This window comes from Noviherbaspirillum phoenicis, assembly GCF_047237965.1.
GTDB lineage: Bacteria > Pseudomonadota > Gammaproteobacteria > Burkholderiales > Burkholderiaceae_D > Noviherbaspirillum_A.
Genome location: NZ_JBDFLX010000001.1, coordinates 1,423,742 through 1,446,187 on the forward strand (window position 1 = coordinate 1,423,742; position 22,446 = coordinate 1,446,187).

Sequence of the window (22,446 nt, forward strand, 5' to 3'; positions counted from 1 at the left end):
CCGCGTTTGCCTTCAGACCGACGTGAACGATGCACGACCTCTGCCAGGGGAAGTATGGCAAGTCAGCGGCGAACCGTTTATTGATGAAAAAAATAGCCGATATGGCTGGCAACTGCTCGCTCATGAAGCGTGCATGATTATGCCGTCCGGGGAGTTGCTCATTGATTTCCTTGCCACGCAGTTTGATGGCATCGGTCGAGCGAAAGCTAGTGCAATGTGGCGTAGTGCGGTGGAACAATCTATAGATTTACACGATGCATTAGATAATAGGAAAACTGATCTTCTCTCAGCGTTATTAGATAAAAAGAATAAAAAGTTGTTAGCACCTGAATTTATTCCGATTTTGCTGCGTCGCTGGCATGAGGTCTTAGCCGAATCGAAAGCCATGCGGTGGATGCAAGAACATGGCTTTTCAAAAACGTTGGCTCGCCGGGCAAGACAAGCTTGGGGAGCGGACGCCGTGGAAGCCATAGAAGATAATCCTTACCGTCTATTGGCGTTCGTACCAAGCAACAGCGCAGCCGCATCGTTTGCCAAAGTCGATAATTTGGCCATCCGTAAATTCAAACTTGCCCAACACGACAGTCGCCGCCTTCTCGCAGCGTTCGAGTGTGCGATGTACCAGGAATGGGATAATGGCAATACAGCAGCAACTTTAAGCAAACTTAGTGAGCGCCTTGACTTGCTGCTCGGCCGGACCAGAACAAGTAATGACAATATCCTCAAAAACGCAGCAGCAAATTTAGCCGTTGAGTTCACTGAGGGATCAGGTGACGAAATACTTGTTCAACTGCGTGGCGTGGCCTTGATGGAACGCACAATATCGGAGCGGTTCATCGCGATGATCGACGGGCGAGAAGAGTTTCAAGGCGCACTTTTCCGAGCAAAATTCGATTTATTTCAGCTTGAGTATTTTGAAGAAACGACTCGCATCCGAAGTGGTTCTCCCGATTTCGCATTAAATGGGCACCAAAAATTAGCGGTAGAGATGTCGCTAAGTGCACCGTTATCTATAATTGCAGGCGATGCAGGCACCGGCAAAACAACGACCCTTAACGCGTTATTTGATCAAATTATTTCGCAAGGTGGCGCTATTTTTCCGATGGCACCGACTGGTAAAGCTGCAAAGCAGATCCGTGAGGCAACTGGTCAAGGACATGCCAGCACAATTGCGAAATTCGTCCTTGACAGGAAAAAGGGTCGAGTTTCCCCCCAACCGGGTGCGTACTTTGTCATCGATGAAGCCAGTATGGTTGATACTTCGACATTATATGAACTACTAAAATTTATCCCTTCGGGCTCACGAATCGTATTTGTAGGAGACCCCTATCAACTTCCGCCGATCGGGGCTGGATTAACCTTTCACATCCTGGCCAAGTCGCCGGAAGTACCACAGACGTATTTAACGGAAGTTCACAGATCTGCTGTAGAGACCGGCATACCAGCAGCCGCTAAGCTTATCCGCGACCAAGTGATGCCCCACATGGCACGTTGTCAATATGTGCCGGACGCCCCTGGACGAATAATTACCAGCGACACAGGCGTCCTTTTTATAACCACCGAAAGAAACGAAATTCAGAGTGCGATTATTCGCGCCTATCGCGAAATGAGAACAAAAGGCGAAGTTCAGATTATCGCTGCTATTAACCGTGCTAGCACAGAGAGCCCAGCAGTAGGTGTAGCAAACCTTAACGAGAATTTGCAGAATGTTTACTCCACTTCCAGCCGAAAAACCTTAGAGATCACTCAGTACAAAAAATTTGCAGAAGACGATCCAGTGATTTTTACTAGAAATCTTGCGGCGCGAGATTTATGGAATGGAAGTATGGGCCGCATCGTGGAAATTCTTCCGAAACCGCAGTACGGATCTCAGACATGGGACCATGAAGAAAAGGCAGTTGAGATCGTGGCCATTGCGGAGCTTGACGGGATCCGTCGAAACATGGCATTAGAAGATTTCGACTGTTTAGAATTGGCTTATGCTATTACCTGTCACAAATCACAAGGAAGCTCATTCGAACGGGTCATTATCGTATCGAATGAATCTGCGGTGTTAGACAATACCTGGTTTTATACTGCGTTTACTCGTGCAAAAAAACAGATTGTTCTAATAGGCGACTGGAACACCATGAATAAGCATGTGGTTCGACCCCCAAGGTCGTTTAACAGGATCGTAGGCTTAAGACTAAAGGTGAGAAAACATGGCTAGCGAAGAAATCGCCATTGAGTTGGTATGGGTTGGAAAAGACTTACTCACGTCGTATAAGCTTCCCGTATATTTCACTTCTGACGGTGAACTGTTGGTCTGGCTCAATGATTACATGTTGGATTTCGCAAAACCAAAACGCCAATCGAAAGAGACAAACAAAAACACGTTTGATGCACGTGCCCGTGACCTCAAGGCTTTCGCAGCATATCTCTATAAATACAAGATAGATTGGAAAAACTTTAACAATGAAAATTTCCAGGAATTTATAGAAAAAGAGGTTATAAAGGTTAAGGCTTGGCAAGCCAATCAGCGATATGAACAAATAGATGAATCTGGAGCAAACCTTAATGTGAACCGGAAAATTCATGCCATTTACGATTTCTATGAATGGGCACAATCCGAAAAGATGGTCGCTAATGTAATAGGGCCAGGATGCCAAATTGACACTCTAATTTCGACAGACAAAGATAGTAAAGGCGTACTGAATCACAAAAGCTCCCGTACCCAGCCTAATAAACTTTCAAAAAAGGTGATATCTGTTCTTTACCGCCCCCTCACATTGCCGGTGCCAATATCAAGAAAGACTATAAAGCATTTCCCAACGGACAAAGAACTTAATCTTTTAAATATTATGATAACGCAGGGTACCGAGAGCCTATTCATAGCTGAGCGGGACTCACTCTTTATCGCTATCCTTCGGGAAACCGCATTGCGTGCAGAATCTGCAAATTCATTAACAACGTTACAAATCCCTCCGCTCGCCGAGTTAGAACAAGAAACCGACACCCGAAAAGAGTTCCCTGTAAGACCGTTCATGCAAAAACTGGGCTACCAAAATACTTTTATGCTGAGTTATCCGCTTTGCTTGGAAATACGGAAATTCATAGATGGTCCACGGGCAGACTTACTTACCACTCTTGGCATAAATGATTCCTTAGTAGACGATGCTATCTTTCTTAACTCTAAAACAGGGAAAGCAATGACCGCCAAATCGATGCGGGAAAATATCCGAAATGGATTTAGGAAAGCTGGAATTACTGTGCGAAGAACTGGCGCTCCTGCGATAAGACGCGCACGCGCAAATCAGGAAGGCGTGGACACAATAAGAAGAACACGTGAATCTGGTGGAATGGTAACTAAAGACAGCGTGCAAATGGCAATTGCCAGAAAACTCGGGCATTCCAGCATGGCCTCTCAAGATGCATATATTTATGCACTGAATGCAGTCGAAGCTGAGACTGACGAGGCGGAAATTGCCAAAAGACGCACGGAACTTGAATTACGAGAAAATCGCATTGCGTTAAAAGAAGCAGAGCTTGCGCTGAGGGAGAAACGTTTGCAGATGCCTAAAAAACGGGATATTGGTCTCGACCGGAATAATATGGGAGAAGACGAATCAGGTAGTTTTTAAATGGAATGACCTTTCATTCATGGTCGTTGTTGCGTTGCAAATCGAAACCCGGCTGACGTTAAGTTCATGCAGGAAAGAAACTGTCGTATGCTGTTTTACCCAAAACGATTGAGGCCATTTTCGCCTTCCAGCCATAATCGTAGCGCAATACCTTCACGCCCCAGTTCGCCGCCGACTCGTCGATCGCATTGACGATGGCGGTATTGATGTGCTCGCGCTCCTCGAAAGTCTTGTCCAGTTCCATGCGGCCGATCACGGAACGCAGCGTGGTCTGCGCCAGCTGGGTGATCGCGGCGACATAGTTCGACGAGCCGTAGGACGCGCGCATTGGGTCGGTCACCTGGAAATACAGGATGCCGTCCACCTGCAGCTGGGTGTTGTCGCGCGTGATGCAAACCTGTGGCGGCACATCCAGCGGGATCTCCTTCAGGATGTGCTTGTAGGCCACCCGGTCGATGAAGGGAATCACGATATTCAGGCCAGGCCCGAGTATCGCGTGATACTTGCCCAGGCGCTCCACCACCCAGGCATGCTGCTGCGGCACGACCTTGATGGTCTTGATCACGAACACGACGGCGAGGATGAAAAAGACCAGGGTCAAAGAGCCAAACGTGATTTCCATAGGTGCTTACTCCGGTTGATTGCTGACGATGAGACGGCTGCCGCGGACCTCACGTATGACGAACTGCCCTGCCCTCGCGTGCGCGCCATGGGCCAGTTCCACATCCCACAGGGCGCCGCGGTACATGGCCCTTGCGGTTCCTTCGTGCCAGTGGCTGACATGCAGGCTCTGGCCGATGTCGAGATTGATGTTGGGGTCGCGCGCCGCATCGGTCTTTCGCGGACGGCGCCGGCGCAATGCCAGCGCACCCGCGGCGCCGACCAGGGCCGCCAGAAGGATCTGCACTTCCGCCGACAGGCCGAGCAAGGCGGCCAACGCGCCGGCCGCCATGCCGAGCGCAATCATCAGCAAATAAAATGTCCCGAAAAACATTTCCAGAATGACCAGCATGCCGGCCAAGGCCAGCCATACCATCCAAGCCGTCATATTTTCTCCAGTGGGAAATAAGAAACCCCTGGAACCGTATGGTTGCAGGGGCATGAGAAAACAGCAAGAAACTTTGTTGTTGGTTGTTATCCGGCTGGAATGAAGGCAAGTCTAGCGGATGGGTTTTTCGTCAGCAACTCTTTTCCGGCAGACTGTGCCTAATTCACCACTTAACCGAGGCGCTTGGCCAGGTTCTGCCAGGTATCGACAACCGAGTCCGGGTTGAGCGAGATGGAGGTAATGCCTTCCTTCATCAGCCACTCGGCGAAGTCCGGATGGTCGGACGGGCCCTGGCCGCAGATGCCCACGTATTTGCCCTGCTTGCGGCAGGCGCCGATCGCACGCGACAGCATCGCCATCACCGCCGGATCGCGCTCGTCGAAGTCCGCCGCCAGCAGCGCCATGCCGGAATCGCGGTCCAGGCCCAGGGTCAGCTGGGTCAGGTCGTTGGAGCCGATCGAGAAGCCGTCGAAATATTCCAGGAACTCATCGGCCAGGATGGCATTGGAAGGCACTTCGCACATCATGATCAGGCGCAGGCCGTTCTCGCCGCGACGCAGGCCATTCTTGCCCAGCAGGTCGATGACCTTCTGCGCCTGGCCGAGGGTGCGCACGAAGGGCACCATGATCTCGACGTTGGTCAGGCCCATGTCCTCGCGCACCCGCTTCATCGCCGCGCATTCCATCTCGAACGACTCGGCGAAATCCTCGGCCAGGTAACGGGCCGCGCCGCGGAAACCCAACATCGGATTTTCCTCGTCCGGCTCGTAGCGCGAGCCGCCGATCAGCTTCTTGTATTCATTCGATTTGAAGTCGGACAGGCGAACGATCACCGGCTTGGGCCAGAATGCCGCCGCAATCGTGGCCACGCCTTCGGCCAGCTTGTCGACGTAGAACGCCTTGGGCGATGCATGGCCGCGCGCCACCGACTCCACCGCCTTCTTCAGCGAAGCGTCGATGTTCGGGTATTCCAGAATGGCCTTCGGATGGACGCCGATATTGTTGTTGATGATGAATTCCAGGCGCGCCAGGCCGACGCCGGCATTCGGCACCGACTGGAAGTCGAATGCCAGCTGCGGATTGCCGACGTTCAGGCTGATCTTGACTGGCAGTTCCGGCAGTTCGCCGCGCATCACCTCGGTGACTTCGGTTTCCAGCAGGCCGTCATAGATCCGTCCTTCATCGCCTTCGGCGCAGGACACGGTGACCAGGTTGCCGTCGATCAGCACGTCGGTTGCGTCACCGCAGCCAACCACCGCCGGCACGCCCAGTTCACGGGCAATAATAGCGGCGTGGCAGGTGCGGCCGCCACGGTTGGTGACGATGGCCGAGGCGCGCTTCATCACCGGCTCCCAGTTGGGATCGGTCATGTCGGCCACCAGCACGTCGCCCGGCTGCACCCGCTCCATTTCAGACGGATCGCGGATCACGCGGACCGGGCCGGCGCCGATCTTCTGGCCGATTGCGCGGCCAGAGGTCAGCACCACGCTGCTGCCCTTCAACTTGTAGCGCTGCTGGGCATCGGTCGATTTCTGTTGCGACTTTACGGTTTCCGGACGCGCCTGCAGGATGTAGAGCTTGCCGTCGCGGCCATCCTTGCCCCATTCGATATCCATCGGGCGGCCATAATGCTTCTCGATGATCACCGCATACTTGGCCAGCTCGACGATTTCCTCGTCGTTGAGCGAATAGCGATTGCGCATCTCGATCGGCACATCCACCGTGCGCACCGAGCGGCCAGCCTTGGCTTCGCCGGTGAATTCCATCTTGATCATCTTGGAACCGATGTTGCGGCGGATGATGGGCAGCTTGCCCTGCGCCAGCATCGGCTTGTGGACATAGAACTCGTCCGGATTCACGGCGCCCTGGACCACCGTCTCGCCCAGGCCGTAGCTGGAGGTGATGAAGACCACGTCGCGGAAGCCGGATTCGGTGTCCATCGTAAACATCACGCCGGCGGCGCCGACATCGGAGCGGACCATACGCTGCACGCCGGCCGACAGGGCCACTTCGGCGTGGGTAAAGCCCTTGTGGACGCGGTAGGAGATGGCGCGGTCGTTATACAGCGAAGCGAACACGTGCTTCATTGCTTCCAGCACGTTGTCGATGCCGACCACGTTCAGGAAGGTTTCCTGCTGACCGGCGAAGGACGCATCCGGCAGATCCTCGGCGGTTGCCGAAGAGCGGACGGCAAAGGACATTTCCGCGGTGGAATCGGCGACCAGGCGCTCGTAGAACTGGGTAATTTCCTGCTGCAGACGCGGCTGGAAGGGAGTGTCGATGATCCACTGGCGAATCTCGGCGCCGGCGGCGGCGAGCGAGCGCACGTCGTCGATGTTCAGGCCGGCCAGGCGATCCTCAATGCGTTGCGCGAGAGAAACACCGCCGACTTCGCTATGGGACAGAAAGTCGCGGAAGGCCTGCGCGGTGGTGGCAAAACCCGTCGGCACGCGAACGCCGGCGCCGGCGAGCTGACTGATCATCTCGCCCAGCGATGCATTCTTGCCGCCGACCGACTCGACGTCGGTCATCCTGAGTTCTTCAAACGATGCTACGTAGGTGGCCTCCGGGGAGCCCCCCTGGTTTGCTGCATTGGACATAACAACCTCTGGTTTGATGGGAAATCGGGACGTGCGCCGTCGCACCCGGGGGTTTTTGGTATTCTTCTGCGGGTCTGCGCGGTTTTCATTTGCGGCATTTTACAGGCGCGGCCGGATTTTTGGCTTGCACTCTCGACAATTCACTCTTTCCATCAAACTCTCCCATGCGCGATATCGTCTCTCCCCACCTGCCAGCAGCCGAACGCACGGTGTTTTTCGTCTCCGACGGCACCGGCATCACGGCCGAGACCTTCGGACACTCGGTGTTGACGCAGTTCGAGCTGCGCTTTCGCCAGATCCGGCTGCCGTTCATCGATACGCTGGAAAAAGCGTACGACGCGGTGCGCCGCATCAACGAATGCTGCGCCGCCGACGGCAAGCGGCCCATCGTGTTCTCGACCCTGGTCAAGGCCGACCTGTCGGCCGTGGTACGGCGTTCCAGCGGTATGCACATGGACCTGATCCATACCTTCGTCGAACCGCTGGAACAGGAACTGGGCATCAAGTCCAGCCACACAATCGGTCGCAGCCATAACATTGCGGATTCGGACGAATACAAGAACCGGATCGAGGCGATCAACTTCTCGCTGGCGCATGACGATGGCCAGTCTGACAAGAACCTGGCGATGGCCGACGTAATCCTCGTTGGCGTGTCGCGCTCCGGGAAGACCCCGACCAGCCTGTACCTGGCGATGCAGTACGGCATCAAGGCAGCCAACTACCCGCTGATTCCGGAAGATTTCGAGCGCGGCAGGCTGCCTGGCAACCTGGTGCAGTTCAAGTCCAAGATCTTTGGCCTGTCGATTGCCCCGGAACGGCTGGCCGAGGTCCGCAACGAGCGCCGGCCAGGCAGCAAGTACGCGGCGCTGGAAAACTGCCGGTACGAGATCAACGAAGCGGAAAATATGATGCGCCGCGAAGGGATACGCTGGATGTCTTCCACTGTCAAATCCATCGAGGAAATCGCCACCATGATCCTGCAGGAGATTCGCCTCGACAAGCGTTCCTATTGACAGCACGATCCGCGTCCCGTTTGCAGCAGACACGCGGCTGCGCAAGGCCTCCGGCGCTGGTCTTTGCTAGCATGGAATCGACGTCTGGAGGACATATGGACATTGTGCTTCTGGAACTGGTGCTGTGGGCCGGGCTGATCTGTTTTCTCTGGGTAATGAAAGACTCACTGGGCAAGATCGAGTCCGAACTGGAAAGGACAGCGGCGCAAAAAGCGGCCGGGCGCGGCGCGCGCAGCGAGGACACGGTCCATATCGACCGCCTGTACGATCCGATTGGCCGGCTCGGCGATACCACGATTTATCGGTTCGCCATTATCGATGGCCAGAATTACGAATTCGACTACGTGGCTGCTGACAAGGACATTCGCCTTGCAGCCAACCAGCGCTGCCTGCCTCCCGGGCTGGTGTACACCCTTAGTAAGGATACCAACGCCGCAATTGCCGGCTGACGCAACACTTCCTATGGAACCCTCAGGGTCTGCTCTCACACGAACGTTCCTTTTTTTGATCGTCGTGATCAGGGATCCATGGACCATTTTTTCCGGCGCCGCAGGCGCATCCTGCAAGCTATTCCGTCGTTACTCGTAGCCTCTGTCTGCCCTGCCTGCACTTCCCACGCACCAGACCAGCTACATTCCGCACTTCTTGCGTTAGACCAGTTCGCATCGGAGACCCTGAATAAGTCAGGCATACCAGGCATGGCGATTGCGGTTGTGCACAATGACCGCGTCGTCCATCTCAAAGGCTACGGCGTGCGCGAGGCGGGCCGTCGCTCTACAGTCGACACCGACACTATTTTTCAACTGGCATCGGTTTCCAAGCCCATGGCTGCGACAGTGCTGGCTGGCCTGGTCGGGGATGGCGTGATTGGCTGGGATGACTTGATTACCAAGCATGTGCCGGGCTTCGCACTGGCCGATGCAGCAGCGACCCGGCAAGTCACCTTGCGTGACATGTTCTGTCACCGCTCCGGCCTGTCCGAGCACGCCGGGGATCTGCTGGAAGACATCGGTTACGATCGCGACGCCATTCTTTACCGACTCAGGTATTTGCCGCTCGACAAGCCACTGCGCGCCGGGTTTGCCTACACCAATTTCGGGATAACCCAGGCGGCGGTGGCAGCAGCACGGGCAGCCGGGCAATCCTGGGAGGACTTGGCCGCACAACGTCTGTTCCGGCCGGCCGGGATGACTTCAACCAGCTTCCGCTACCAGGACTTCGTCGCCTCAGGCAATCGAGCCAGGCTGCATGTGGCCGAAGACGGCACAACCTACGTTGCGAAGTACGAACGTAATGCCGATGCACAGTCGCCTGCCGGAGGCGCAAGCGCCAGCATCGCTGACATGGCACGCTGGTTGCGGATCATTCTCAACGATGGCCAGCTCGACGGCGTTCGCCACGTCGCCGCCACCGAGCTGGCGCAAACGCGTCAGCCGCAGATCGAAACGCTTCCAGCGGCCCTGTCACCGGTAGGCAAGAACTCGTATTACGGTCTTGGCTGGACTGTCGATATTGACGCCAACGGACGCGTGTTTAATGGCCACTCCGGTGGTTTCATGCTTGGCGCAGCCACCAACGTGACAGTATGCGTCGAGCAGCGCCTGGGCATTGTCGTGCTCACCAACGCCTGGCCGGTGGGGGTGGCAGAGGGCATTGCGAGAACCTTCATGGAGTGGGCGCTCGACGGCACGCTCAGCCGGGACTGGATGACCCTGTACAGGGAAGGATTCACCGCCAAGCTCCAGGCCGGATTGCGCGGCCCGGGCGATTATGTCCAGCCATTGCCTGAAGCGGAACCTGTCAAGGATCTGCAAGCTTATGCCGGCGACTATCGCAACGACTACTATGGCAATGCCTCTGTCGTGCAGAACGGGAATGCGCTGACGCTGACGATCGGCCCTGACAAGGCAGCGTATTCGCTGCGCCATTGGAACGCAGATGACTTTCTGTACGAGCCGTACGGCGAGAATGCGGTCAGGATCGCGAAAGTCAGTTTCGGCGTGGCAAATTCAGGCAAGGCGGAGCGCCTGCGGGTCGAGTATCTCGACCAGAACCGGGAAGGCGACTTCCTTCGCGTCCCATTGCCGCAGTCATAGGCACCTGCCACGAGAATACCGGTGCGGCGGCGTGCGTCATGTCGCGGTTTTCTGCCTGACCTGCTCGAACAGACAGATCGCAGCGCTGGCGGCGACATTCAGCGACTCCATCTCGCCCAGATGCGGGATGCTCACCTGCCGGCTGGCCAGGGCGATCAGCGGTTCCGACACGCCCTGCCCTTCATGGCCGAACAGCCATGCCACGCTCTGCCGCAGGTCGACGTCGTAGATCCTTGCATCGGCATGGGAACTGGTCGCCAGCACCGGGATGGCGCTGGAACCGATCAGCGCAGCCAGATCGACCTGCTCATGGATTTCCAGCCCAAAATGCGCACCCATGCCGGCCCGCAGGACTTTCGGCGACCAGGCGAAGGCAGTGCCGGCGCTGCAGTACACGGCCTTGATGCCGGCCGCGGCAGCGCTGCGCAGGATGGAGCCCAGGTTGCCGGGATCCTGCAGGTTGTCCAGCAATACCGCATCGCCGGTGAGCGCATTCGCCGGCGATGCCTGCGGCGTATCGATTACGAACAGCAGGTCGATGCCGTTTTCCACCTGGCTCAGCGCGTGGTAGAGCGCGTCCGGCAGAACCACGCACTGTGCGTCGCCGCAGCGCGCCAGCAGCGCCGCGACTTCCGGGTTCGACTGGGCGCTTTCCCCAACCACGCACAAGGCCGGCAGGCCACGCTGCGCCAGGAAGGCGCCGCACAGGTGCACGCCGTCGAGCAGCGTGCGACGGGCGCGGCGGCGCGCCTGTGAACTGGTCGCCAGTTGCTTCAACTCCTTGTACAGCGGGTTGTCGCGCGAACTGATGAACTTGATGCTCATGGCTGCGGGTCCAGCATCGCCCGCACCGGGGCATAGGAACGCCGGTGCGCGGGCGACACGCCGTGCAGTTGCAGCCGTTCCAGGTGCAGCGCGGTCGGATACCCCTTGTGCTGGTCGAAGCCATATTGGGGATAGGTCTGGTGCAAGGCCACCAGCGCGGCATCGCGTCCGGTCTTGGCCAGGATGGAGGCGGCGGAAATCGCCTCCACCAGGTCGTCGCCGCCGACGATGGCTTCACAGCGCACTGCCGCCGGCGGACAGCGATTGCCGTCGATCAGCGCCAGCGTCGGCTGCCGATGCAGCCCTTCGATTGCGCGCCGCATCGCCAGCATGGTGGCGTGCAGGATGTTAAGCGTGTCGATCTCGTCTTCACAGCATTGGGCGACCGACCAGGCCAGCGCGTCGCGCCGGATCAGCACCGCCAGTTCCTCGCGGCGCGCGGCGGTCAGTTTCTTCGAATCGCGCAGGCCGGGAATCGGGCGCGCCGGATCGAGAATCACGGCTGCGGCAAACACCGGGCCGGCTAGAGGCCCACGGCCCGCCTCGTCGACGCCGCAGACGATTTCATTGGCATGATCAAACAGCGGCAAGGTGCGCTCGCGGGGTGTCTTTTTCAAGGGCGTCCTCGATGGTTGGCTATCATTTCAAGCACCGCATCCGCGCTCAGGCGGGCGGTGTCGCGCAGCAGCGTGTGGTGCATGTCGGTAAAGCGCTGCACCAGCGCCTGCCGCGCATTGCCGTCAGTCAGCTGCTTCCACAGGGCATCGGCGATTGCTTCCGGCGTAGCCGCATGCTGCAGCAATTCCGGCACCAGGAATTCGCGCGCCAGGATGTTGGGCAAGCCAATCCAGGGTTGGTAGCCCATGTGCCGCATCACCTGCCAGGAAGCGGCCATCATTTTATAGGCAATCACCATCGGCTTCTTGTAGAGCGCCACTTCCAGCGTCGCCGTGCCCGAGGCCACCAGGACCGCGTCGGCGGCCGCCAGCGCCGCATGCGACTGGCCATCCAGTACCTGCAGCGGCAGGTCCCCCAGCCCCGCGCCGGCCAGCAGGCTTTCGAAGTACTCCCGCTGCGCCTGGCCTGCCATCGGCGCGATGAAGCGGATCGACCGGTCGCGTGCGGCCAGCAGTTTTGCTGCCGACAGGAAGGCAGCGCTGTTGTACTTGAGCTCGGACATGCGGCTGCCGGGCAGGATCGCCACTACGGGCGCGCTGCCTTGCAGGCCCAGCGCAGCGCGTGCCGCGCCGGTGTCGGGCTGCATGGGAATCACTTCCGCCAGCGGATGCCCGACGTAGGTGGCCGGGATGCCGGCCTCGCGATAGATTTCTTCCTCGAACGGGAAGATCACCAGCATGTGCGACACGGCGCGCGCAATCTTCTTGATGCGGCCGCCTCGCCAGGCCCAGATCGATGGACCGATGAAATGCATGGTGGGTATGCCTGCCTGTTTCAGCTCGGCTTCCAGCCCGAGGTTGAAATCCGGCGCATCCACGCCGATGAAGGCAGCCGGCCGCTCGCGCAGCAGCTGGTCGCGCAGCGCAAGCTGGATGCCCTTGATCTCACGGTAGTGCGCAAGCACTTCGAACAAGCCGCGCACCGACAGCTTTTCCATCGGCCAGTCGCTGATGAAGCCATGCTCGGCCATGCGCTCGCCGCCGATGCCGTGCAGGCGGGCATGCGGCAGTTGCGGACGCAGGCCGGACAGCAGGCGCGCCGCCAGCAAGTCGCCCGACGTTTCGCCGGCTACCAGCGCGATCGACAGTTCAGCGGACGATGCCACGGGAAGCGTTGTCGAGGAAGGCGCGCAAGTTGCGCAGCCGTCCTGCGGGATTGCCGTCCAGCCCGGATTCCTCCTGGGCCAACGCAGCGCGTGCCTCGTCGAGCGTGAGGCCGGACTTGTAGATCAGCTTGTAGGCGCGGCGCAGCGCGGCGATTTCATCGGCGCCGAAGCCGCGTCGCTTCAAGCCTTCGATATTCAGGCCGCGCGGCGCGATCGGCGTGCCGGCGGCCAGGATAAACGGCGGCACATCCTGCGACAGGCTGGCATTCATGCCGACGAAGGCATGGTCGCCGATCTTGCAGAACTGATGCACCGCGGCGAAACCGCTCATGATGACCCAGTCGCCGACGTGAACGTGTCCGGCCAGCGTGGCATTGTTGGAAAAGATGGTGTTGCTGCCGACCTGGCAGTCGTGTGCAATATGCACATAGGCCAGTATCCAGTTGTCATTGCCAAGGCGCGTGACGCCGGCGTCCTGGACGGTGCCCAGGTTCAGGCTGCAGTATTCGCGGATCGTGTTGCGGTCGCCGATCTCCAGGCGCGTCGGCTCTCCGCGGTATTTCTTGTCCTGCGGCGCGCCGCCCAGCGAGCAGAACTGATAGATCACGTTGTCGCGCCCTATTGTGGTATCGCCCTCGACGACCACATGCGACGCAATGCGGGTGCCAGCGCCAATGCGCACCCGCGGGCCGATCACGCTGTAAGGGCCAACCTCGACCGAGGGGTCGAGTTCAGCCTTCGCATCGATGATGGCGGTGGGATGAATCAGGGCCATTACTGTCCCGCTGGCTGGCTGGCGTCGGTGCTGCTGCGCATTGTGCACATCAGTTCCGCTTCCAGCGCAACCTCGCCGTCCACCAGGCCGCGCGCGTTGTACTTGTAGATGCCGCGCGAGGAACGGGTGATTTCGACTTCCATGCGCAACTGGTCGCCAGGGCCGACCGGACGCTTGAAGCGCGCCGCGTCGATGCCCACGAAATACACCACCGAGCTGCTGTCGGGCTTCTTGCCCATCGTGAGGAAGGACAGCAGCGCAGCCGTCTGGGCAAGCGCCTCGATCATCAGCACGCCGGGCATGACTGGCTTGTGCGGGAAATGCCCGTTGAAGAATTCCTCGTTGATGGTGACGTTCTTGATTGCGGTAATCGACTTGCCAACTTCGTAATCCAGAACCCGGTCGACCAGCAGCAAGGGGTAACGGTGTGGCAGATATTCCTTGATCTGGTTGATATCCAGCGTGTTCATAGTGGTTTCTTTCATTGCTCGTTCTTGTTTTGACTGGTCAGCATCGCTACCGTTTTTTCCAGCTCCCGCATCCTGCTGCGCATGCCGGAGAGATTGCGCACGATGGCGGCCGACCTCTCCCATTCCGCATTGGTGGCAAGAGGATAAAACCCGGTGTACTGGCCTGCTTCGGCGATGGAGCGGCTGACCAGGCTTCCTGAAGAGATATGGACATTGTCGGCGATCGTCAGATGTCCCAGTATCATGGCCGCGCCGCCAAAGGTGCAGTACTTTCCTATCGTCGCGCTGCCGGCTACGCCAACGCAGCCGGCCATCGCGGTGTGGGCGCCGATATGGCAGTTGTGCCCGATCTGTATCTGGTTGTCCAGCTTGACGCCATCCTCGATCACGGTATCGGCCAGCGCGCCGCGGTCGACGGTGGTATTGGCGCCGATCTCGACATCATTGCCGATCACGACCCTGCCGGTCTGCGGGATCTTGATCCAGGCGCCGCCCTCATTGGCGAACCCGAAGCCATCCGCGCCGATCACGGCGCCGGCATGCACAATGCCGCGCTCGCCGATGATGCATCCGGCTAGAAAACACACACGGGGGTGGAAATGGGTGTCGGCGCCGACCACGGTGTCGCGGCCGATCACGCAGCCGCTGTCGATGGTGCAGCCCTCGCCGATCACGGCCCCCGCCTCGACGGTGACATGCGGACCGATGCAGGCGCTTGCCGCCACCTTCGCACTTGGGTCGATTGCCGCGCTGGGATGAATGCCGGGCTGAACCGGCGGCGCCGCCAGCGCTGCAAACAGCTGGGCTGCGCGCGCGAAGTAGGCATAGGGCCGCTCGGTCAGGATGCGGGCGCCGGCATACTGGCTGCCGATGCGTTCGCTATCGGCTTCCGTCAGTATCAGCGCGGCGGCGGCGCTGGCCGCGGCCTGGGTCCGCAACTTGGGATTGGACAGAAAGCTGACATGGGAAGCGCCGGCCGCGTCGAGCGGCGCAATGCCGGAGACCAGCGTGTCCGGATCGCCCTGCAGCTGTCCGCCTACCTGTTCAACCAGTTGCCGCAGGGGTATCGCCATCGTATCGCACCGCTTACTTGTTCAGCGCCTTGAGCACTTTGTCGGTGATGTCGATGCGTGGGCTGATATAGACGGCTTCCTGGAACACGATGTCGTATTTTTCCGCCTCGGCGATCTGCTTGATCACGCGATTGGTGCGTTCCAGCACCGTTGCCAGTTCTTCATTGCGGCGCTGGTTCAAGTCTTCGCGGAACTCGCGCTGACGACGCTGGAAGTCCTTGTCCAGATCGCTCAATTCCCGCTGGCGCCGGACGCGGTCAGATTCCGACAGAACCGGCGCATCCTTGTCGAGCTTGTCGGCCATGGACTTCAGGCGCGCGCCCATGTCCTGCAGGTCCTTGTCGCGCTTGGAGAACTCCTGCTCGATCTTGGCGTTGGCCGATTTTGCCGGCGCTGCCTCGCGGAAAATACGCTCGGTGCTGACGAAACCGACTTTCACTTCCTGTGCCTGGACTGCGCCCATGCATACGACGGAAGCGGCAAACACGGCCGCACAGCGTGCGACCAGAGACTGTTGGATGGAAAACTTCAAGGATCTTCTCCGCAATTCAAAAAATCTGTTATCGCCGCAACATATCAGAAACCGGTTCCCAACTGGAACTGGAAGGGCTGCGTCAGGTCGGCGTCCTTGGCATTGAGCGCCTTGCCGAAGCTCAATTTCAACGGACCGATCGGCGAGACCCAGCTGATGCCCACACCTGCCGAATAGCGCAGATTGGACACGTTGACCTTCTCGTCGGCGGTAGTGTTGAAGACCTGGCCGGCGTCGAAGAAGGTGAACCAGCGCAGCGTGCGATCCGCGCCTGTGCCCGGGAACGGGAACTGCAGTTCGGCATTCATGATGAGACGCGCATTACCGCCGGTAATATTCGCCCGGTCGCTTCCCTTCACCGACAGCGACGAACTTTCGTAGCCGCGAACCGATCCTATGCCGCCGGCATAGAAATTCTTAAAGACCGGATAGGGACGACTGCTCAGTGCGTTGCCGTAATCGACTTCACCGTTCAGCGCCAGCGTCATGGTGCTGGAAAGCGGCTTGAAATACTGGTGCTGATAGACGGCGCGATAGTAACGCAGGTCGCCCAGCATGGAAAGCTCCAGGTTGGCCCTCTGGTAACGGCCAGTGGTCGGTATCAGGGCGCTGTCGCGGTTGTCGCGCTGCCATGCGACGGTCAGGGGAAACGACGTTGCCTTTGCAGTGTTGTCGCTGCCGAAGTCAGAGACAAACCTGCGGTACAGCAGCGGGCTGGTTTCATCCACGTCGACCTGCGTATGCTCGGCGCCGGCGCCGAAGAACACCGTGTCGACCTCGGAAAACGGCACGCCGAACCGGACGTTGCCGCCAATTGTCCTGATGCGGTAGTTGCTCGTCGTGACAATGGGTGGCCGCGTGGTGCGCACGAATGCTTCATAACTGCGGCTGACGCCGTCGTCGGTGAAATACGGGTTGGTCTGCGACACCGCGATGGTGCGATAGCGCCGGCTGGTGTTGACATCGAGGCCGATGGTATTGCCGCTGCCGAATGCGTTGGCCTGCTGGATCGAGCCGGTCAGGGTCAGCTTCTCGCTGCTGGAGAAACCGGCGCCCAGCGAAATCGCGCCCGTCGGCTTCTCGACGATGTTCATGTTCAAGTCGACCTGGTCGGTCGTGCCCGGCACTTCCGGCGTATCCACGTTCACCTCGGTGAAATAACCCAGGCGATTGACGCGGTCGCGCGAGAGCTTGATCTTCGAGGCGTCGTACCACGAGCTTTCCAGTTGGCGCATCTCGCGGCGGATGACTTCATCGCGCGTGCGGGTATTGCCGCCGATATTGATGCGCCGGACATAGACGCGCTTGCCGGGATCGACCAGGATGGTGAATGCAACCTGCTTCTTTTCCCGGTCGATCTGCGGGTTGGCATTGACGTTGGCAAAGGCGTAGCCGAAGTTGCCCAGGCGCTCGGAGATTTTCTTGGTGGTCTCGGTCAGCTTGGCGCCCGAGAACACGTCGCCGGACTTGATCTGCACCAGCGACTTGAGCTCTTCCTCGCGGCCAAACATTTCACCTTCCAGCTTGACATCCGATACCGTGAACTTGTCGCCCTCGGTGATGTTGATGGTGACGTAGATGTCCTTGCGGTCAGGCGTGATCGACACCTGGGTCGATTCCACCTGCATTTCGAGATAGCCGCGGTTGAGATAGAAGGACTTGAGGGTCTCGATGTCGCCGGTCAGCTTCTGCTTGGAATACTGGTCGTTCTTGGTGTACCAGGTGAACCATCCGGGCGTGGTCAGCTTGATCACGTCCCGCAGTTCCTTGTCGGAGAAAGCCTTGTTGCCGACGATGTTGATCTCGCGGATGCGCGAGATGTCGCCTTCGTCGACGGCGAAGTTGATATTGACGCGGTTGCGCTCGATCGGCGTGACGGTGGTCGTGATCTGCACGCCGTACAGGCCGCGCGACAGGTATTGCCGTTTCAGTTCCTGCTCTGCACGGTCCAGCAATGCCTTGTCGTAGATGCGCGATTCGCCCAGTCCGATTTCCTTCAACGCCTTGGTCAGGGTGTCCTTGTCGAATTCCTTGGTGCCGGTAAATTCAACCGCGCCGATGGCCGGGCGCTCTTCCACGGTCACAACCAGAACGTCGCCTTCCGCTTCGACCCGTACGTCCTTGAAAAAACCGGTGGCGTACAGGGCCTTGATCGATGCCGCGCCCTTCTCGTCAGTGAAGGTATCGCCGACCTTCACGGGCAGATAGTTGAAGACGGTGCCGGCTTCAGTGCGCTGTATCCCTTCCACGCGGATGTCTCGTACCGTAAAGGGATCGACTGCCAGCGCGGAGCCGGAACAGAGTGCGATGATGGCGGAGACAATCAGACGACGAGGACGAAGAGACAGAAAAAAACGCTCTGAATGTAATTTCATTTGCTGTTGTTGTGTAATGGACTGGTGTGAGGCGAGCCCGAGATATGTCGGGCTTCTGCCTCAGGAGATCAGGCGGACGATGTCGTTAAAGACCGCCACCATCATCAGGGTCATCAGGATGCCGATGCCGGCACGTTGTGCCAGCTCACCGAAACGCTCGGACACGGGGCGCCCGGTCAAAACTTCCAGCGAATAATACAGCAAAAGGCCGCCATCAAGCACCGGTATCGGTAGCAAATTCATCACGCCCAGGCTGATGCTGATGAAGGCGATAAAGCTGATGTAACTGACCATGCCGATACGTGCGGTCTGCCCCGCGTAATCGGCGATGGTGATCGGCCCGGTGATGTTCTTCAGCGAGACTTCGCCGACGATCATGCGGCCCAGCATGCGGATGGTCATCACGCTGGTATCCCAGGTCTTCTGGGCGCCGCGCGCGATCGCCTGCAAGGGACCGGACCGGACATTGACCATTTCCGGCGCCATTGCCACTTCGGCCTGTATGCGGCCAATGCGCTTGCCGCCGCTTTCCACGACCTGCGGCACCACGCTGATTTCCATGGGCCTGCCGTCGCGCAGTATGGACAGCATCAGCGCCTGGCCAGCCGACTTCTGCACCGTCTCGACGAATACGCCGCCGTCGGCTACCGGCTGGCCATTGATCGCTTTCACCGTGTCGCCGGTACGCAGTCCGGCGCGGGCCGCGGGGCCATCGACGACGAGCTTGCCCAGCACCGCCGGCGGCCGCGCGAGGTCGAGGCCGAGCCGCGGCATAAAGTCGGTTTCGAGTTCGGATGCATCGAGCATGTTGGTTGGCAGCGTGACGCTGGCGGCAACGACACCGTTCGCGCCGGCAGGATCGGGCCGCTCGACCTCCAGCCGGGCCGGCGCCTTGTCCACCGCCGCGCGCAGCAGCGTCCAGCGCAGGTCGGACCAGATATGGATAGGTTCGCCATTGACCGATTTCACTAGTTCGCCGCCGCGCAGGCCTGCGTCGTAGGCGGCGCTCTGCTGCGGCACGGCCCGCAGGCGCGGCGCCGGCTCGGGAATGCCGTACATATAAAGCGCGCCAAACAGCAGGATGGCCAGAAGGAAGTTCGACAGCGGTCCGGCGGCAACGATGGCGATGCGCTTCCAGACCGACTGTACGGTGTATTCCCGCTTGCGGTCGGCTGCGCTGACCAGCGACATGTCCTGTTCGCGCGCATCCAGCATCTTCACGTAGCCGCCGAGCGGCAGCGCCGACAATGCCCATTCGGTCTGGTCGGGCCCGAACTTGCGGGACCAGACGATCTTGCCCATGCCGACCGAAAAACGCAGAACCTTGACCCCGCACCATTTGGCAACCCAGTAGTGGCCGAGCTCGTGCACCACCACCAGGATGCCCAGCACCACCACGAACGCCACCAGCGTCTGCAGCAGCGTGATCATTGCAGGCACTCCCGCGCCAGCGCGCGCGCCCTTCCGTCCTGTTCCAGCAGTGCGCCGATATCGGCCACAGGCTCGTGGGGAATGGTATTCATCACCCGGTCTATCAGCTGGTCTATCATGCGAAATCCAATCTGGCGGTTGAGAAAGGCTTCGACGGCGATCTCGTTGGCGGCATTGAGCAATGCCGGCGCGGAGCCTCCGGCCTGCAGCGCATCATACGCCAGTTTCAGACAGGGAAAGCGGCGCAGGTCCGGGCGCTCGAAACGCAGCTGGGCCATGGCGGTCAGGTCGAGCGGCGCGACGCCGGAGGCGATACGTTCGGGATAGGCCAGCGCATGCGCAATCGGCGTACGCATGTCGGGATTGCCGAGTTGCGCCAGCACCGAACCGTCGATGTAGGACACCATGGAATGGATCACGCTCTGCGGATGGATCAGCACTTCGATCTGGCCGGCCGAGGCGCCGAACAGCCAGGCGGCCTCGATGACTTCCAGCCCCTTGTTCATCATGGTGGCGGAATCGACGGAAATCTTGCGCCCCATGACCCAGTTCGGATGCGCCACCGCTTCCTCCGGCGTCACCGTGTCCAGCGTCTCGACCGCGCGGTTCAGAAAGGGGCCGCCGGAGGCGGTCAGCAGTATTCGGGAAATGCCGTGGCGCTCGGGCTGCCGCGAGAAGTCGCCGGGCAGGCACTGGAAGATCGCATTGTGTTCGCTGTCGATCGGCAGCAGGGTCGCGCCGCTTTCGGCCACAGCGCTCATGAACAGCTGGCCCGACATCACCAGCGCTTCCTTGTTGGCCAGCAGCACCTTCTTGCCGGCACGCGCGGCGGCGAGCGACGGCGCCAGGCCGGCGGCGCCGACGATGGCGGCCATCACCGTGTCGCAGCCGGATGCCGACGCCACCTGGCACAGCGCTTTCTCGCCCCACAGCACCCCGGTGGCGACGCCGGCCTGCTTCAGCAGCACCGACAGCGCGGACGCCGCCTCCGCGCTGCCGACCACCGCCACCTCGGGCTGGAAGCGGGCGCATTGCGCGGCCAGTTCGTCGACCTTGCTGTGCGCAGTCAGCGCGTAGATCCGGTAACGGTCGGGATGGCGTGCGATCACGTCGAGCGTGGAAACGCCGATCGATCCGGTCGCACCCAGAATGGTGATGTTTTGCATTAAAACGATTCCAGCCTTGTAGCCTTGTGGCGTTATAAACGGAAGGCGATCACGATTGCCAGCGGCAGCACCGGAACCAGTGCATCGATGCGGTCCAGCACGCCGCCGTGGCCCGGCAGCAGGTTGCTGCTGTCCTTCATGCCGGCGCGACGCTTGAGCATGGATTCGAACAGGTCGCCGACCACGCTGGCGGCAGCCACCAGCGTCATCACCGCCAGCATGCCGAACCAGCCCAGGCTGCGCTGCAGATGCACCGCGAAGGTATCCTGCAAGGCGCCTGAAAAGACGCTGGCCGATGCCAGCAGCAGCACTGCCAGCCAGCCGCCGATGGCGCCTTCCCACGACTTGCCGGGCGAGATCGTCGGCGCGAGCTTGCGCTTGCCGAACGCCTTGCCGGCGAAATAGGCGCCGATGTCGGCAACCCATACGATCGCCATGACAGACAGCAGGTAGATGGGAGAACGGTGGTAGAAGGCGGCAATCGCGGCAAAGCAGCCGAGGATGGCAATGCCGTACACCACGGACACCAGGCGGTTGGGCAGCGTGCCGAGCGGCGGCAGGCCCAGGCCCAGCGCCGGCGCAAGGCGTATCGCCCAGATCGCCACGCACAGCATGCAAAGCGGATACACCGCGCCATCGAGATAGCGCAGCAGCACGAGCAGCAACGCCACCGACCACAAAGCCGGGGCCAGCAGGGGCATGGGCAATTGAAACAGGCGGGTGCGCTCCCAGATCGCGGCAGCGAAAAAGAGCGTCAGGACGACATTGAACAACAGCGTCGAACCCGACCACACCACGCCCAGCAGCACTGCCAGGAGCACGACCGCGGTAACGACTCTGGTCGCCAGCATCAGGAAGCTTTCTTCGGCGTGATGAGTTGGGCGCTGGTGCGTCCGAAACGACGCTCGCGCTGCTGGTAGGAGACGATGGCTTCGTCGAGCGCATCGCCGCCAAAGTCGGGCCAGTAGGTCTCGGTGAAATACATCTCGGTATAGGCCAGCTGCCACAGCATGAAATTGGAAATGCGCTGTTCGCCGCCGGTACGGATGAACAGGTCAGGCTCCGGCGCGAAGGCCAGCGCCAGATGGGGGGCGAGCTGTTCCTCGCTGAAGTCGGTGGCGCCGGGATTGGCTGCCACCATCTTGCCGACCGCCTGCATCACGTCCCAGCGGCCGCCGTAGTTGGCGCAGATATTCACGGTCAGCCGGGTATTCCCGGCGGTGCGCCGCTCGGCGCTGGCAATCATTTCCTGCAGCTTGGGATCGAACCGCGACAGGTCGCCAACCACCTTCAGGCGGATGCTGTTGACATGCATCTTGGTGACTTCACGTTCGAGCGCCGTCATGAACAGCCGCATCAGCACCGAGACTTCCTCGGCCGGCCGGCGCCAGTTCTCGGAGCTGAACGCAAACAGGGTCAGGTACTCGACGCCGCGCTCGACGCATTTTTCCACCACATCGCGGACCCGCTCGACGCCCTTGGCATGACCCGCCACGCGCGGCAGGAAGCGCCGCGTGGCCCAACGGCCATTGCCATCCATGATGATGGCAATGTGACGCGGCACCGCCGATACTTCAGGCACCCCTTGCGTCGAACTGGTTTGCTTCATGAGCTTGCTTTTCATTAATGATTGGCGGGC

19 protein-coding genes and 1 pseudogene are annotated in these 22,446 nt (G+C 59.7%); 5 read left to right on the forward strand and 15 right to left on the reverse strand.

From position 1 onward, the window contains the following. Positions 1-22 precede the first annotated feature (22 nt). Together ABC383_RS06435 and ABC383_RS06440 are read left to right on the forward strand one after the other, a co-directional pair. Positions 23-2,209, forward strand: coding sequence for an AAA family ATPase (locus tag ABC383_RS06435; RefSeq protein ID WP_413012538.1), 2,187 nt, complete (start codon positions 23-25; stop codon positions 2,207-2,209). After that, complete coding sequence (locus ABC383_RS06440; RefSeq protein WP_413012539.1) at positions 2,202-3,620, forward strand: site-specific integrase; 1,419 nt, start codon at positions 2,202-2,204, stop codon at positions 3,618-3,620. Before ABC383_RS06435 ends, ABC383_RS06440 begins: the two co-directional genes overlap by 8 nt. A gap of 136 nt (positions 3,621-3,756) precedes the next feature. Here the strand turns inward: ABC383_RS06440 and ABC383_RS06445 are convergent. The 3 genes and pseudogenes from ABC383_RS06445 to ppsA form a co-directional block, all read right to left on the reverse strand. Then, positions 3,757-4,242 (reverse strand): annotated as a pseudogene (locus ABC383_RS06445) (SPFH domain-containing protein); the annotation flags it as partial. A gap of 6 nt (positions 4,243-4,248) precedes the next feature. Beyond that, complete coding sequence (locus ABC383_RS06450; protein ID WP_413012540.1) at positions 4,249-4,668, reverse strand: NfeD family protein; 420 nt, start codon at positions 4,666-4,668, stop codon at positions 4,249-4,251. Positions 4,669-4,838: 170 nt separating this feature from the next. Continuing rightward, a complete protein-coding gene (gene ppsA, locus ABC383_RS06455; RefSeq protein ID WP_194712091.1) occupies positions 4,839-7,268 on the reverse strand; it encodes a phosphoenolpyruvate synthase in 2,430 nt (809 codons plus the stop codon). Between the two features lie 164 nt (positions 7,269-7,432). On the opposite strand from ppsA, the gene ppsR reads away from it, so the two are divergent. The 3 genes from ppsR (at position 7,433) to ABC383_RS06470 (ending at position 10,377) form a co-directional block, all read left to right on the forward strand. Then, positions 7,433-8,281 carry a posphoenolpyruvate synthetase regulatory kinase/phosphorylase PpsR gene (gene ppsR / locus ABC383_RS06460; protein ID WP_413012541.1) on the forward strand — a complete coding sequence of 283 codons (849 nt, stop codon included), beginning with the start codon at positions 7,433-7,435 and terminating at the stop codon, positions 8,279-8,281. A gap of 95 nt (positions 8,282-8,376) precedes the next feature. Next, a complete protein-coding gene (locus ABC383_RS06465) occupies positions 8,377-8,730 on the forward strand; it encodes a hypothetical protein (protein WP_413012542.1) in 354 nt (117 codons plus the stop codon). 78 nt (positions 8,731-8,808) lie between these two features. Next, positions 8,809-10,377, forward strand: coding sequence for a serine hydrolase (locus ABC383_RS06470; RefSeq protein WP_413012543.1), 1,569 nt, complete (start codon positions 8,809-8,811; stop codon positions 10,375-10,377). A 36-nt stretch (positions 10,378-10,413) separates the two neighbouring features. Here the strand turns inward: ABC383_RS06470 and ABC383_RS06475 are convergent, their stop codons facing one another. The 12 genes from ABC383_RS06475 to uppS form a co-directional block, all read right to left on the reverse strand. Then, positions 10,414-11,202, reverse strand: coding sequence for a TrmH family RNA methyltransferase (locus tag ABC383_RS06475; RefSeq protein ID WP_413012544.1), 789 nt, complete (start codon positions 11,200-11,202; stop codon positions 10,414-10,416). Beyond that, a complete protein-coding gene (gene rnhB / locus ABC383_RS06480; protein ID WP_413012545.1) occupies positions 11,199-11,819 on the reverse strand; it encodes a ribonuclease HII in 621 nt (206 codons plus the stop codon). The genes ABC383_RS06475 and rnhB overlap by 4 nt, the downstream gene beginning before the upstream one ends. Further along, positions 11,816-12,985 (reverse strand): lipid-A-disaccharide synthase, encoded by a 1,170-nt coding sequence (gene lpxB / locus ABC383_RS06485; protein WP_413012546.1) that lies wholly within the window; start codon positions 12,983-12,985, stop codon positions 11,816-11,818. The genes rnhB and lpxB overlap by 4 nt, the downstream gene beginning before the upstream one ends. After that, positions 12,969-13,760: an acyl-ACP--UDP-N-acetylglucosamine O-acyltransferase gene (lpxA, locus tag ABC383_RS06490; protein WP_413012547.1), complete on the reverse strand. Its 792-nt coding sequence runs from the start codon at positions 13,758-13,760 to the stop codon at positions 12,969-12,971. Before lpxA ends, lpxB begins: the two co-directional genes overlap by 17 nt. Continuing rightward, on the reverse strand, positions 13,760-14,230 hold the full coding sequence (fabZ, locus tag ABC383_RS06495; RefSeq protein WP_217346812.1) for a 3-hydroxyacyl-ACP dehydratase FabZ: 471 nt from the start codon (positions 14,228-14,230) through the stop codon (positions 13,760-13,762). The genes lpxA and fabZ overlap by 1 nt, the downstream gene beginning before the upstream one ends. Positions 14,231-14,241: 11 nt before the next feature. Then, positions 14,242-15,303 (reverse strand): UDP-3-O-(3-hydroxymyristoyl)glucosamine N-acyltransferase, encoded by a 1,062-nt coding sequence (lpxD, locus tag ABC383_RS06500; protein WP_413012548.1) that lies wholly within the window; start codon positions 15,301-15,303, stop codon positions 14,242-14,244. Between the two features lie 13 nt (positions 15,304-15,316). After that, the gene (locus tag ABC383_RS06505) at positions 15,317-15,766 is read right to left on the reverse strand and encodes an OmpH/Skp family outer membrane protein (protein ID WP_413016258.1); all 450 of its coding nucleotides are present in this window, start codon (positions 15,764-15,766) and stop codon (positions 15,317-15,319) included. A gap of 113 nt (positions 15,767-15,879) precedes the next feature. Next, positions 15,880-18,210, reverse strand: coding sequence for an outer membrane protein assembly factor BamA (bamA, locus tag ABC383_RS06510; protein ID WP_413012549.1), 2,331 nt, complete (start codon positions 18,208-18,210; stop codon positions 15,880-15,882). A gap of 60 nt (positions 18,211-18,270) precedes the next feature. Beyond that, positions 18,271-19,638: an RIP metalloprotease RseP gene (gene rseP / locus ABC383_RS06515; protein ID WP_413016259.1), complete on the reverse strand. Its 1,368-nt coding sequence runs from the start codon at positions 19,636-19,638 to the stop codon at positions 18,271-18,273. Then, positions 19,638-20,807 carry a 1-deoxy-D-xylulose-5-phosphate reductoisomerase gene (gene ispC / locus ABC383_RS06520; protein ID WP_413012550.1) on the reverse strand — a complete coding sequence of 390 codons (1,170 nt, stop codon included), beginning with the start codon at positions 20,805-20,807 and terminating at the stop codon, positions 19,638-19,640. Before ispC ends, rseP begins: the two co-directional genes overlap by 1 nt. Before the next feature lie 32 nt (positions 20,808-20,839). Beyond that, positions 20,840-21,658: a phosphatidate cytidylyltransferase gene (locus ABC383_RS06525; protein ID WP_413012551.1), complete on the reverse strand. Its 819-nt coding sequence runs from the start codon at positions 21,656-21,658 to the stop codon at positions 20,840-20,842. Beyond that, complete coding sequence (gene uppS, locus ABC383_RS06530; RefSeq protein ID WP_413012552.1) at positions 21,658-22,416, reverse strand: polyprenyl diphosphate synthase; 759 nt, start codon at positions 22,414-22,416, stop codon at positions 21,658-21,660. Before uppS ends, ABC383_RS06525 begins: the two co-directional genes overlap by 1 nt. Between the last annotated feature and the right edge of the window lie 30 nt (positions 22,417-22,446).

Excerpts from the sequence above, each read along its gene's own strand:
- ABC383_RS06440 (WP_413012539.1), top strand. The coding sequence starts at position 2,202 with ATGGCTAGCGAAGAAATCGCCATTGAGTTGGTATGGGTTGGAAAAGAC.
- ABC383_RS06450 (WP_413012540.1), bottom strand. The coding sequence starts at position 4,668 with ATGACGGCTTGGATGGTATGGCTGGCCTTGGCCGGCATGCTGGTCATT.
- ppsA (WP_194712091.1), bottom strand. The coding sequence starts at position 7,268 with ATGTCCAATGCAGCAAACCAGGGGGGCTCCCCGGAGGCCACCTACGTA.
- ppsR (WP_413012541.1), top strand. The coding sequence starts at position 7,433 with ATGCGCGATATCGTCTCTCCCCACCTGCCAGCAGCCGAACGCACGGTG.
- ABC383_RS06465 (WP_413012542.1), top strand. The coding sequence starts at position 8,377 with ATGGACATTGTGCTTCTGGAACTGGTGCTGTGGGCCGGGCTGATCTGT.
- ABC383_RS06470 (WP_413012543.1), top strand. The coding sequence starts at position 8,809 with ATGGACCATTTTTTCCGGCGCCGCAGGCGCATCCTGCAAGCTATTCCG.
- ABC383_RS06475 (WP_413012544.1), bottom strand. The coding sequence starts at position 11,202 with ATGAGCATCAAGTTCATCAGTTCGCGCGACAACCCGCTGTACAAGGAG.
- lpxA (WP_413012547.1), bottom strand. The coding sequence starts at position 13,760 with ATGGCCCTGATTCATCCCACCGCCATCATCGATGCGAAGGCTGAACTC.
- fabZ (WP_217346812.1), bottom strand. The coding sequence starts at position 14,230 with ATGAACACGCTGGATATCAACCAGATCAAGGAATATCTGCCACACCGT.
- lpxD (WP_413012548.1), bottom strand. The coding sequence starts at position 15,303 with ATGGCGATACCCCTGCGGCAACTGGTTGAACAGGTAGGCGGACAGCTG.
- ABC383_RS06505 (WP_413016258.1), bottom strand. The coding sequence starts at position 15,766 with ATGGGCGCAGTCCAGGCACAGGAAGTGAAAGTCGGTTTCGTCAGCACC.
- bamA (WP_413012549.1), bottom strand. The coding sequence starts at position 18,210 with ATGAAATTACATTCAGAGCGTTTTTTTCTGTCTCTTCGTCCTCGTCGT.
- ispC (WP_413012550.1), bottom strand. The coding sequence starts at position 20,807 with ATGCAAAACATCACCATTCTGGGTGCGACCGGATCGATCGGCGTTTCC.
- ABC383_RS06525 (WP_413012551.1), bottom strand. The coding sequence starts at position 21,658 with ATGCTGGCGACCAGAGTCGTTACCGCGGTCGTGCTCCTGGCAGTGCTG.
- uppS (WP_413012552.1), bottom strand. The coding sequence starts at position 22,416 with ATGAAGCAAACCAGTTCGACGCAAGGGGTGCCTGAAGTATCGGCGGTG.